This window comes from Aquamicrobium sp. NLF2-7, assembly GCF_022359935.1.
Lineage (GTDB): Bacteria > Pseudomonadota > Alphaproteobacteria > Rhizobiales > Rhizobiaceae > Mesorhizobium > Mesorhizobium lusatiense.
In genome coordinates this window covers 13,880-26,163 of record NZ_JAKSED010000006.1, presented here as the reverse complement: position 1 = coordinate 26,163, position 12,284 = coordinate 13,880, and the positions used below count along the sequence as shown (strand labels likewise).

General features: G+C 60.4%; 13 protein-coding genes and 1 pseudogene. All 14 read right to left on the bottom strand.

Annotation, left to right across the window (positions count from 1 at the left end; translation table 11 throughout):
- The gene (locus MIC97_RS22170; protein ID WP_239802084.1) at positions 1–399 is read right to left on the bottom strand and encodes an MnhB domain-containing protein; all 399 of its coding nucleotides are present in this window, start codon (positions 397–399) and stop codon (positions 1–3) included.
- Positions 396–2,699, bottom strand: a complete 2,304-nt coding sequence (gene mbhE / locus MIC97_RS22165) for a hydrogen gas-evolving membrane-bound hydrogenase subunit E (RefSeq protein WP_239802083.1) — start codon at positions 2,697–2,699, stop codon at positions 396–398. The genes MIC97_RS22170 and mbhE overlap by 4 nt, the downstream gene beginning before the upstream one ends.
- Positions 2,700–2,904: 205 nt before the next feature.
- Positions 2,905–3,054, bottom strand: a pseudogene (locus tag MIC97_RS22160) (LysE family translocator); the annotation flags it as partial.
- Between the two features lie 88 nt (positions 3,055–3,142).
- Positions 3,143–3,337: a hypothetical protein gene (locus MIC97_RS22155; protein ID WP_239802082.1), complete on the bottom strand. Its 195-nt coding sequence runs from the start codon at positions 3,335–3,337 to the stop codon at positions 3,143–3,145.
- A 428-nt stretch (positions 3,338–3,765) separates the two neighbouring features.
- Positions 3,766–5,079, bottom strand: a complete 1,314-nt coding sequence (gene trbI, locus MIC97_RS22150) for an IncP-type conjugal transfer protein TrbI (RefSeq protein WP_239802081.1) — start codon at positions 5,077–5,079, stop codon at positions 3,766–3,768.
- Positions 5,076–5,543: a conjugal transfer protein TrbH gene (trbH, locus tag MIC97_RS22145; RefSeq protein WP_239802080.1), complete on the bottom strand. Its 468-nt coding sequence runs from the start codon at positions 5,541–5,543 to the stop codon at positions 5,076–5,078. Before trbH ends, trbI begins: the two co-directional genes overlap by 4 nt.
- Before the next feature lie 3 nt (positions 5,544–5,546).
- Positions 5,547–6,371, bottom strand: coding sequence for a P-type conjugative transfer protein TrbG (gene trbG, locus MIC97_RS22140; RefSeq protein ID WP_275592563.1), 825 nt, complete (start codon positions 6,369–6,371; stop codon positions 5,547–5,549).
- A 20-nt stretch (positions 6,372–6,391) separates the two neighbouring features.
- Positions 6,392–7,054, bottom strand: coding sequence for a conjugal transfer protein TrbF (locus MIC97_RS22135; RefSeq protein ID WP_239802079.1), 663 nt, complete (start codon positions 7,052–7,054; stop codon positions 6,392–6,394).
- 10 nt (positions 7,055–7,064) lie between these two features.
- Positions 7,065–8,231, bottom strand: coding sequence for a P-type conjugative transfer protein TrbL (gene trbL, locus MIC97_RS22130; protein WP_239802078.1), 1,167 nt, complete (start codon positions 8,229–8,231; stop codon positions 7,065–7,067).
- On the bottom strand, positions 8,212–8,421 hold the full coding sequence (locus tag MIC97_RS22125; protein ID WP_239802077.1) for a hypothetical protein: 210 nt from the start codon (positions 8,419–8,421) through the stop codon (positions 8,212–8,214). Before MIC97_RS22125 ends, trbL begins: the two co-directional genes overlap by 20 nt.
- The gene (trbJ, locus tag MIC97_RS22120) at positions 8,418–9,218 is read right to left on the bottom strand and encodes a P-type conjugative transfer protein TrbJ (RefSeq protein WP_239802177.1); all 801 of its coding nucleotides are present in this window, start codon (positions 9,216–9,218) and stop codon (positions 8,418–8,420) included. The genes MIC97_RS22125 and trbJ overlap by 4 nt, the downstream gene beginning before the upstream one ends.
- On the bottom strand, positions 9,190–11,640 hold the full coding sequence (locus MIC97_RS22115) for a conjugal transfer protein TrbE (RefSeq protein ID WP_239802076.1): 2,451 nt from the start codon (positions 11,638–11,640) through the stop codon (positions 9,190–9,192). Before MIC97_RS22115 ends, trbJ begins: the two co-directional genes overlap by 29 nt.
- A 7-nt stretch (positions 11,641–11,647) precedes the next feature.
- The gene (locus MIC97_RS22110) at positions 11,648–11,947 is read right to left on the bottom strand and encodes a conjugal transfer protein TrbD (RefSeq protein ID WP_239802075.1); all 300 of its coding nucleotides are present in this window, start codon (positions 11,945–11,947) and stop codon (positions 11,648–11,650) included.
- The gene (locus MIC97_RS22105; RefSeq protein ID WP_239802176.1) at positions 11,940–12,263 is read right to left on the bottom strand and encodes a TrbC/VirB2 family protein; all 324 of its coding nucleotides are present in this window, start codon (positions 12,261–12,263) and stop codon (positions 11,940–11,942) included. Before MIC97_RS22105 ends, MIC97_RS22110 begins: the two co-directional genes overlap by 8 nt.
- Positions 12,264–12,284 lie beyond the last annotated feature (21 nt).

The window sequence follows — 12,284 nt, the reverse complement described above, 5'->3', positions numbered from 1 at the left end:
TCAGTGTTCCTCCAGATAGTAGGACAGGAAGGTCAGCACGGAGCCGATCACGACCAGATAGACGCCGAGGTCGAACACGAGGGTCGTGCCGACCGGCAATGAGGGAAATGGCCATTGATGGGTCAGGAACGGCTCAGCAAGCAGCAGCGACGGCAGACCGGAGAGAACCGCCAGCAAAATACCCGCGCCGATCAGTGTCTTCGGCCAGACCCGCAGCATGGAAACCAGCGACGTGCGTCCGCGGGGAATGGCGTGAACGGCGATGCCGGCGGCGGCGATCAGGCCGCCGATGAACCCGCCACCCGGTTCGTTATGACCACGCAGGAGCACGTAGATCGAGAAGATCACCGCGGCGGGCAGGATTAGCCTGCTAGTTGTCTGAAGGATGATGGAGTTCATTTGCGTTTCTCCCCAGTGGCGCGGCGCAGTCCGGCCAGAACGGCGGCGGCCGCCACGGCTGCAAGGCCGAGCACGGTGATTTCACCCATGGTGTCGAGCGCCCTGAAGTCGACCAGAATGACATTGACGAGGTTGCGGCCATGCGCTTCCGGGACGCTGGCTACGCGGAACCAGTCCGACAAACGTGCATCGAAAGGCTGGGCCAGAACCGCCAGCAGGACCAGGGATGCGGTCCCTCCGACGAATGCGGAGATCAGGGCGTCACGGCGGCGCTCCACCGCAGCGCGGCTGTCACGCTCGCGAAACGGCATGTAACCGACGATTGCCAGCATGATGACGATCGCCAGCGCTTCGACCGAGAACTGGGTGAAGGCAAGGTCGGGCGCGCCCTGGAACAGGAAGAGCAGCGCCACCAGGAAGCCGACCACGCCAGCTGCAACGATGCCGGTGACAAAATTGCGCGAGCGGGCAACCGCAACGCTGGCGGCGACCAGCAATGCCGCGATGGCAAGATCCGGCATCAGGCTGCCTGCAAAGGATGGCAGCTCCAGACCGCGGCGCAGGAGCAACGTGACCAGCGCGGCTAGCGACATGATCACCAATGTCCGGGCGACATAGGCCCGCAAACTGCCGGGCTGGATCAGCCCCGTCTGCCACAGTGCCAGCCGTTGCAAACCGTCCATGACGCGGTCGTAGAAGCGATCAGGGCCCCAAAGGTCGATCTGCCGGATGTTCGCCAGAGAGGAGCGCAAGCCATCCCAGCGCAGATAAGCGAAGACGCCGAGCGCCAGCGTCAGCATGCTCAGGCCGAGCATCGGCGTGAAGCCGTGCCAGAGCGACAGCGAATAGTCGAGCGGTTGCCCCGCGATGGCGCTTGCCGCCGGTACGATCAGACCGTCGCCGATCAGCCACGGCGTCAGGCCGAACAGAAGACCGAGCGCCGCAAGCGCGAGCGGCCCGGCCAGCATGGCGAAGCCGGGATCGTGCGGCGTTGTGGCCGTTGCGGACAGATCGCCGGCAAAGCAGCGTATTGCGACGACGCCCGCCACCACGACCATCGCCGCATTGGCGACAAGCGCGGCCGCCACCAGAAACCACCCGGCCGAAGCCGCCAGCCCGGTCTCATAGACCAGTTCCTTGGCCGCGAAGCCGATGAAGGGCGGCAAGCCCGCCATCGACAGCCCGCCCAGAAGCGCGGCGATGGCCGTGAGCGGCATGAAGTGGCGCAGGCCGCCGAGCGCGGAAGAATCCCGCGTGCCGGTCTCATGATCGATGATGCCGGCAACGAGAAACAGGCACGCCTTGTAAAGCGCATGCACGATCAGGAAGGCGACGACGGCGACGGCCGCCAGCGCTCCCGGAATCCCGATCAGCATGGTCAGCGTGCCGAGCGAGACGATGGTGGAATAGGCGAGCACGCGCTTCAAATCTGTCTCGCGCATGGCGAGAACCGAGCCTGCCAGCATGGTCACGGCTCCGAACCCGGTCAGCAATGCGATCCACAGGGCATGATCCGAGAAAACCGGATCGAAGCGGGAGAGCAAATAAATCCCAAGCTTTACCATCGTTGCCGAATGCAGATAGGCGGAGACCGGTGTCGGCGCGACCATCGCATTTGCGAGCCACGAATGAAGCGGGGCCTGCGCGGACTTCGCGAACGCACCGGTCGCGAGCAGCACAATGATCGTCGGCGCCAGCGGATCCGCCGCAATCAACTCGCCCCGGTCGAGAATTTCCGTGATGGAAAAAGTCCCCGCCACCGAACCGAGCAGGATTATACCGGCGAGCATCGCAAGCCCGCCCCCTACCGTGACGAGAAAGCCCTGCTGGGCCGAGCGTCGCGACGCTGCCTCTTCCGGCGAATAACCGATCAACAGGAATGAGGTGAAACTCGTCAGTTCCCAGAACACGGCCAGAAGCATGAGGTCGTCGGCCAGCACCGCGCCGAGCATCGAAGCCATGAACAGCGTCAGCGCCACATAGAATCGCGGCAGGCGATTTTCCCCACGCAGATAGGCGGAAGCATAGAGGAAGACGGCGCTGCCGATACCGCTGATCAACAGTGCGAAGGTAAGCGACAGGCCGTCCAGCCGGAACGCGGCTTCGATGCCGAGGCTCGGTATCCAGCGATGCGCCTCCAGAACGATCTCACCCGCCGCGATCTGCGGCAGGAGCGCACAAAAAACGGCGAAAAGCAGAAACGGGAGCGCCGCCACGAGGGGCGAAGAACGCCCACCCATAAGACCGACAAGAGGGGCGGCGACGAAGGCGAAAACTATAATTGCGAAAATTAGCATCATGGAGGCATCCGTTGTCGGAAGCCTCATAGAAAGTTTCGTGCCAGTTTCGCGATGGCTTGATGAAATTCGTTAAGATGCGGTTTTTATATCATTATTTTCACAAGCACGTCGCGCCTGGCTAAGCATCATGTTCAGGAAAGTGAACATCGCTAACAAGAAATGTTGCCTGAAGTTAACATCCTGTCACGAAGGCACCGCCTGCACTCAGGGCAGCCGGACTGGCATAAACGGCATCAGTCATCGCCGCTCCCAGCCCTCCAGCCAGACCCGTCTGAAAACCTTGCTCGAAAGTACGATTGATACCCAGGGCACAGATCGGGCCGAGCGGTGCAGCTATGGCGCGGATTCTGTCCAAACCTCAAACCGCGAGCCAGGACACTCCGGAAACGAAAACGATCAGGAACACGATCAATGCCCAGGCTGGCATTGGATATTCTCTCCAGTTACGACTGCCGCTCATCTGACACCTTCTTATCCTTGTTCCCGACTTGGGTGTCCTGGTCCATAGTCAACGGATTGCTCTTGATTAACCAGACGGTTGCAACGAGCATGACCATCAGCAGGATGACACGGATGGCGATCCCCCATGGCGAGGGTTGCCCTCGTTTGAAAAGCTCCGGAACATTCTGGCGAAGCATCGAAGTCTCCCTGACGGCACACAACCTTCAGCCCCGATTCCTAGGAGGGGGTAGTCAGGGAGCATATTGGCTCGAACGCCACGCGCAAGAAAGAATGTCATCGCCCGCTGTTTGCCATCTATGCCTTTCATTCGACCGCCTCAGATGCGCCGACGATTAGCTTCGCGTCGCCGCTCTTGCTCCGACCTCACAAGCCGAGGCAGGCGCAACGTGGATATCTCCAGACAGCTTCCCTTGTCAGGTAACACAGCTAGGAACCAGCGCACGCAAAGCAGGATCAAGGACTGGTCGAACTGGCGGCCCTTGAACATTCAATCCTCCAAAACGTCAGAGGCTATCCTTGCCACAGTGCCGGTATTCAAAACGTTGCAACAGAACCGGTTGCTCCAATAGCGTAACCAATGTCCGAAATGGTGAAGGGTGAGCTGTCATTGATTTTGGCGAACCGTACCCGGAAACACGATGTCCTGATCGACCAGCACATTGAATCTGTATCCCGGCCGGATTTTCAAAGTGGGCTGAACATTGAGGTTCCGTGACAGGGTCTGCTGCGACATCTGGCTGAAGCTTTCGGCAAATGAGCGCCTGGCGGCATCCTCGGCGCTGTTGGCGGTGCCGAACGCATTGCGATCCTGCGGGATCATCATGTCGGTGCCGGCGCCGATCAGGGCAATGAGGACTGCCGAGCCGAAGGTGCGTAGATAGTGATTGTCGACCTTATCCCTGAACCCGCCAAAGCCAGCGGCATCGGTTCCAGCCATACCGCCAAGCTGCAGCGTTGATCCGTTCGGGAAGATAATATCAGTCCAGATGACCAGCACGCGGTACTGCCCGAACGATACGTTGGAGTCATAGCGGCCGAACAGCTTTGCGCCCTGGGGGATAAGGAGATGCCGACCGGTGGCGCTGTCATAGACGTTCTGGCTGACCTGAGCACTGATGCGACCGGGAAGATCGGAATTGATGCCGGTTATGAGCGTTGCGGGAATGACCGAGCCACGCTTGAGCTCATAGGGCGACATTTGTGGCACGACCGGGTTCGACAGATAGCCAAGCTCCGCGATGTCCTGATTGAAGAAGCGTTCTTTTCCTGCCTGCCCGTTCGGGTCACCGTTGGGGCCGGTGAGTCCACCTTGCATGGCGGCGGCGTAGAGATCGAGTGCGTTTGGGGGCCGTCCAGACGGGCCAACCGGGGTGGTTCCAACCGATGCCTCGGCGGAAGGTTCCCGGTTGAGGTCATTGATGCTAACCGCAATCGGTGAATCGTAGGCGGCATCGTTGGCCTGTAGCCGCGCCATGCGTTGCCGATGCTGCTCACGCAAATATTGCTCGCGCTGTTCGCGCTCAAGCCGCGCGCGCCAAACCTCTTCGGGCTCGAGCTGTGACGTGGCAGGCTGCGGGGTGGCTTGAGGTGCGGCCTCTGCTGCCGGGAAAGGATTGGTAGCAGTCTCTGCCGCCGTGGGTGGTCGTGGCTGGAATTGCGGTTGCGCCGGCTCACCGATGATGCCGTCGGGAACGCCGCGGGTGAGCTGGTCGGCATAGGTTGAAGCCGATTGCGATCCGGCCGCACCAGCACCGCCATCGTCGCGAAACCGCAACCCGCGCGATGTCAGCCCATAGAAGATAACGGCAAGGAAAATTACCACCAGAACAATGGCGCCGATAATCGGCAATCGGTTGAGGCGGCGGATTTTCGGGGTGGATGCGGCGTCGGTGCTGCCAAGCTTTAGCGACTGCGTCATGCCGTGCCTGCCGAGCCATGTTGCAGGATCGAGAGCGGACTGACCGGGGTGGCGCCATCAGTGCCAGGCTTGTACATTCGGGTCAGATCGAAGCGCGTGGTCGACAGCCTGACCAGAACTGCTCCTTCGAACTCGTCGACGGTATAGGCAAGGGCAAGGATATTGGCTTCGTCGGTCTTCTGGTCAGTGACGATGGCATAGCCCCAACTTTTCAGGGATGCCTCAAGAGCTTGACCGAATACGGAACCATCAGGGGTGAACCGGATCGTCGTGCTGCCGGGGCCGGCCTGTTCGGCAAGCCTGCCGACCATGTCGCTGGCAATGCTGTCGGCAGCTTCCGGCGACAATTCTGCCGTTACTGTGCTTTGGATCAGCCCGGCTTGCCCCAGCGTCTGACAGGCTGATAGAAGACCGGTTAAGACGATCGCAGCGATGAGGCGACCGAACAGGGAGAATGTACGCACCCCCTACCCTCCCCGCCGGATGGTGATTTTTTGCTGCTGGCGACCGACACCGGAAACGAGGATGGCGTGATCGATATGATAATCGACCACCATCATCGAGCCTTTCATCCGGTAATTGACGATGCGGTTTTCCCCGCCGGAAACGACGAACAGCACCGGAGCGTCCTGGCCGGAAAGCGAGGATGGAAACTGGATATAGGTCTTGCTCCCGTCGCTATAGATCCGTGTCGGCCGCCAGCGCGCCGAGCCAGTTGTGCGAAAGCTGAAGTTCAACTGATCGGCAGGCACACCGGCGCCCGGAACGATGCTGGCTTCCATGCGCGCACTGATTTCGGCAAAGCGGGCATTGACGTCTTCCGGATAGTCAAAACCGACCCGGGCCATATACTGGCTTTGATGCGATTTGAGCTGGATGTGATAAGTGCGCCGCGAGGTGGTCACCACCATCGAGGTGACCAGTCCGGCCTCCGAGGGCTTGACGATCAGATGCACAGCCTGACCGCCGGGCGCGCCGGAGGTTGCCGGCTCGACCTTCCAGCGCACCGTGTCGCCAAGCAGCACGTCGCGGACGATTTCGCCGGCTTGCAATTCGATATCGCAGACCTGCAGCGGCGAGCAGACGACCGAAGGCTGGACTTCGCCATAAAGGAAGATGACCTTGCCGTCATTGCCACGGGTTACAACCCCCTGCCCCGATTGCCACTGTCCGGAAAGACCCGTTGCGCGCGCCTCGTTGGCGTTCAAGGCTTGTGCCTGGGCAGATGCCGGCATTGCCGACAGGAGAAGGGCCGCGCACAGGACGATACCCCTTATCCTCGATAGGTTCATGATACTCTCCTGCGGTGCGCTCACAGTTGCGCCGTCCACTCGAAATCTCTCAAATAAAGCCCGATCGGGTTGAAACGGATGACTGCCTCATCCTGCGGTGGGGTCAGTGTCACGGTGGCGATCCCACGGTAACGACGCGTGCCAAGTTCCTTGCCCTGCCGGTCGCGCTGGAATTCCGTCCAGTCGACCTGATAGCTCTGGTTTGAGAGGGGCACGATGTTGGTCACCTCGATGGCGACGGTCATGGTCAGCGCACGATCAAATGGCGAATTGCCCCTGAACCAGGCATTGATCTTCTCAGTGGCGGGATCCGATGTGCGCAGCAGCGCATAGGTGCGATCGATATATTGCTTCTGGACCACGGCATCTGGCGTGACCGAGCGGAAGTTGCTCACGAAACTGCCGAGCGTGGCGCGCACGACCCTTGCATCGGCATATTCGATCTGCTGCGGGAACCCGGCGCTGACGGCTGTTCCGAGGCGATCGACCTCGACGATATAGGGAACGAGCTTGACCTGAGTGCTTTGATAAAGCGCGTAGGAAAAACCGATCACCGCCATCAGCATGCCGGTGATGCCGACGATGCGCCAGGCGCGTGCCGCCATGACATAGGAGCCATAGCGCTCGTTCCACTCCTGACGCGCGGCAAGATAGGGGTTCTCGGGTGGATTGCGTCCGGCCATGTCTTGTCACTCACGCTCTGTCGTCGCTGGAGGGTTTGCGCGTCGATCGGCCCTGGGCCTGGTCGAGTTTGGAATTGGCAAGACCGAGCGTAGAAGCGCCCCATGTTCCCGGAACGCCGATTGCCTTGTCACGGGCAGCACCCACCAGTGCGCCACTGGCAGCACCGGCTCCCGATGCCATGCCCTTGAGCGCTGCCGCGCCAAATGAGGAACCCGCGGCGCGCGCATCTGAATAAGCTGCCGCCCCTGCCCTTGCGCCTCCCGCGGCAAGGGCTGTACCACCGACCGCAGAGCTTGCGGCATGCCCGCCATGGCGGATGGTTTCCATACCGCCGGTCACGGATACGCCCTGCACGACGCCCTGAATGATGTTGGGCACATAGATCGAGATGATGAAGACGACGACGGAAATTCCGGCAATGGCGAGCGTTGACAGATATTCTTCAGAACCTGCCGGGCCACTCGCCAGATTGACCAGCACCTGCGATCCAATGCGGGCAATCATCACCAGCGCCATTAGCTTCATCCCGACACTGAAGGCATAGACGAGATAGCGGACGGCAAAATCCTTTGTGAAGCTCGAGCCTCCAAGACCCAGCATGATCATGCCGGCGAGAAGCCCGACATACATTTCTACCATCACCGAGATGAAGATTGCGGCGACGAGGCTGAAACAGATGACGACGACGATCATGGCAAAGACCGCAGCAATGGCGAGCGCATTGTCCTCGAAGAGGCCGAACTGGGCCTTGCTCGACATGGCGCTTGCGACCTGAAGGCCGGCATTGAAGACATTGGCCGGCGAGGCCGAGCCACCGCCGGCGCCGATCTGGAACAGGCTATCGACCATGGCTTTTGCAAAGGCAGGCCCCTGTTCAAGAATGAAGACGAAGAGGCCGATGAACATGATGCGGCGCACGAGTTCGGCAAACCATGTATCGAGCGATGCCGCCGCCAGCGCCAGCCAGACCGCGGCTATACCGATCTCGATGCCGGCAAGGATCCAGAACAGCGAGCGGGCCGCCTGCAGGACGGTTGTCTCCCAGCCCTGGGCAGCACTTGCCACCTCGTTTTCCAGATTGGTCAGGAGCGAACCATCCTGCGCGAAGGCCGGTTCAATCAGGATCGACAGGCCAAGCAGGGTGACGAGAACCGCCCTAATTCTCGGCGGCGTCATTGCCCTGCTCCTCCCCGTTACCCCAGCGCGGCCGCATTTCCTGGCCGCCGGTCGTGTCGAATTGCAGGGGAGCCACAGTGGCAGGAGCTGCTGAGGCCGGCGCGTCGGCGGGGTTCTGAGCAATCCAGACCGTGACGCCGATGCCGATCACGACGATGGCGGCTACAACAATGAAGAAAATCCTGTTCACCAGCGGGGCTCCATCATTTGGCCGCCGGAACTTGACGGTGCGGTTGATCTGAAAAATTCCTCACGCCGTGTCTGGGCGAGATCCTTTGCCGCCTGTTCGGATTGATACCAGGTGGCCATCATCGTCATTTGCTGGGAAACGAGCCCGCGCAGCTTCTGGGACTGGGCTACCTGCTGGGCGGCAATCTGATGTCCGACCTGAAGAGCCTGCATCTGGCCGACCGCGCTTTGCGACATCGAGCGTAACTGCGACATGGTCGCTTCCTCGCTGCCAAATTGTTCTGCGGTGAAGCCGGCTGCACGCAATGTCGATGCGATGGTGTCGCGATTGGTATCGGACCAGTCCTGATAGCTTGAGGAAAAGCTCTCGCCATTGGCAAGGCCGGTTTTGAACTCGACAAAGCTCTGGAATCGCTGCTTCAGCACATCGTCGATATTGCCCATTGAGAATGCGATCCCCTGCCCCTGATTGACGAGACTCTGGAGCTGGGTGAGATCACTTTCCACCTGTCCCCAGATATGGCTGGGAAGCTGCAGGGTGTTTTGCAGCATGTTCTCGTAGATCCGGATCTGGTTCTGGATCTGCTCGGCCAGTTGCGTGATCTGCTGCACCTGGTTCTGGATTTGCTCGGCAGACTGGCCGACCAGCCCCACCAGCTCGGAATTGTTGAGGAGCTGCGTCCATTCGGTCGCTTGCCCGGTGACAGCCCCAGCATATGCGGGGTTGGACTGGACAACGCAGACGACGCCAAGCGCTGCAACGGCGACCCTAACGATTTGCGAGAATGGTTTCAGCATTGCCGATCCCCCTTTCCGTAAGCCAGACTTTTGGCCAGTTCGCGCCATGGTCATGGCCAAGCTGCTCGATGCGTTTGAGATCGTCCTTGCCCGCGGCACCAACGAAGGAAAGCGCGACCGGGCCGAGCGCCATGTCGAACAGGCGTCTTCCTTCAGGCGAGGCGACGTAATATTCCCGTTTGGGCGTAGCCATTGCCACGATCTCGATCTGGCGTTCGTTGAAGCCGATGCGCTCGTAGAATTCGCGGGTGCCGGGTTCACGTGCCGCGCCATTCGGCAGGCAGATCTTGGTCGGACAGCTTTCCTTCAGCACATCGATGATGCCGGAGCGCTCAGCGTCCGATATCGACTGTGTGGCGAGCAGCACCGCGCAATTGGCCTTGCGCAGAACCTTGAGCCATTCGCGGATCTTGTCCCTGAATGTCGGATGGCCGAGCATCAACCAGGCTTCATCGAGTACAATCAGGCTTGGCGCACCGGTGAGGCGCTTTTCGATGCGATGAAAGAGATAAAGCAGCACGGGCACGAGATTGCGCTCGCCCATATTCATCAGTTCCTCGACCTCGAAGCACTGGAAGGTGCCAAGCGTCAGACCGTCCTGTTCGGCATCAAGTAACTGGCCCATGGGTCCGTCGACGGTGTAATGGTGCAGCGCATCCTTGATCTCGCGCAGCTGCACGCCGCTGACAAAATCCGACAGCGAGCGGCCGGGCGCAGAGACCATGAGCCTGATCTGGCGCGAAATTGCATTGCGATGATCGGGCGTGATCGTCACCCCTTGCATGGCGACCAGCGTTTCGATCCATTCGGCTGCCCAGGCGCGGTCACCATCATTGTCGAGTTCGGCCAGCGGGCAGAAGGCGAGCATGGCATCGCCCTCCCCTGCCCCGATTTCGTAATGATCGCCGCCGGCCGCCAGTGTCAGCGGCAGAAGTGACCTGCCCTTATCAAAAGCGAAGATCTGCGCATCCCGGTAGCGGCGGAATTGTGCGGCGATCAGGGCCAGCAGGGTTGACTTGCCGGAGCCGGTCGGGCCGAACACCAGCGTGTGGCCGACATCGTCAACATGAAGATTCAGCCGGAACGGGGTCGAGCCGCTCGCAACCTGCATCAGCGGTGGTGAGTTGGGTGGATAGAATGGACAAGGTGCGGTTGCGCTGCCTGACCATACCGAATTGACCGGGATAAGGTCGGCGAGGTTGCGCGTGTTAATCAGAGGTTCGCGAATGTTGGCGTACCAGTTGCCCGGCAATGATCCCAGATAGGCTTCGGTGGCATTCAACGTTTCAATGCGCGCGCCAAAGCCTTCCGCCTGGATCAGCCGACGGACCGCCTCGGCCTGTTCGCGCAGGCGGTTATCATCATGATCGAACATGACGATGACGGGCGTATAGTAGCCATAGGCAACCAGTTGCGATGCGGCTTCTGCGATTGCGTCCTCAGCTTCGGCCACCATCAGCATGGCGTCCTGGTCTACCGACCGGCTTTGGGTCTGGAACAGCTGGTCGAAGAAGGGGCGCACCTTCTGCTGCCACTTCTTGCGGGTGCGCTCAAGCTTTTGCCGTGCGTCCTGTTCATCGAGGAAGACAAAGCGGCTCGACCAGCGATAGGTCAGGGGCATCAGGTCAAGGTGGTTCAGGATGCCCGGCCAGCTTTCTGCTGGAAAGCCATCGATGGCGACGACAGCCAGATAATGACTGTCGACCATCGGCGACAGCCCATGATGGAACTCAGCGGTCGCCAGCCAGTCGAGATACATCGGGATTTCCGGCAGGCGGACCGGATGGTTCTCGCCGACGATGCAAAAGCGAATGAACTGGAAGAGTTCGTCGTAGCGGGCTTCACGTCCGGTTCCGGGATCAATAACGGTCCGCGTGACCATGCGGCGGATCGAAAGAACGTTCGCAAGATATTGCTCGACCTCACGTATCGATGTCCGAAAACTATCTAGAACAGTGTCTGCATAGGTCTCGGAGCGGCTTTCGACATCGGAATAGACATAGCGTGTCATGGCTGACCTGCGCCGCTCGGGCGGGCGATAAGTGAGGAACAGCGCATGCTGGCTTTCATAATGGCCGCGTTCCGCCTCAAAATGAGCACGCCGCTCATTATCGATAGCTGCGGTCACTGCGTCGGGGAAATAACTTTCTTCGCGTGACGGGTAGGAAACAGCCGGCACGCGAACGGCCTCGACCTGGATCATCCAGCCGGATCCAAGCCGCGACAGGACCGCATTGATCTGGCGCGAGAGCTCGTTGCGTTCGAAATTGGTCGAACTTTCCGAATCCGGACCGGCGAAATACCAGCCGGCCATGAGGCTCCCGTCCTTGAGCAGGATCACGCCATTGTCGACCAGGCCGGCATAAGGGACGAGATCGGAAAACGACGGCTGTGTGTTGCGGAACTGACGAAGTGCGACCATGGGCGGATCAGTACCTGCGCCATGGCGAGGATGTCGGGCGGTAGGTTTGCCGATAGCGAACGTGGCGCAGATAGACCTGTCGCATCTTCGGATCGGTCTTGGCCATCATCCGCAATGCGCCAACGACACCAATCCAGATTGCGATGCCGAGCAGCGCAGAGAACCAGGTCAAGACCACAAAGATCAAAATGACTGTCGCAAGTCCGGTCAGAAGAACGAGTTCGCGGTCAGCACCCATCAAATGGTTCGGGCGCGACAGCGCCCGATGAATGCGGGATCGTGCGAGCGGAGTGACTGGCTCAGCCATCACCGCCCTCCCCTGCCCCGCCCTTTCTTGCAAGGGTCGACTGGACAGTTTCGACTGTGCCGATCGATGCGCCGGAGGCACCGAAGAGGCCAACGATCTGTGTTGCCCCCAGCAGAATGCCGGCGACCAGCACGACATACATCAGCCGTCTGGCAAAATCGTTCAGCTCGCCGCCGAAGATCAGCATCCCGCCGGCGACGGCAACTGCCGCGAGTGCGATGAAGCCGGCCACCGGCCCGGTGATCGATTGCTGGATCTGTTGCAGTGGCCCCTCCCAGGGGAGTCCGCCGCCGCCAGCAGCAAGAGAGGGGCCCATGGAGAGGATGAGAACGGTGAA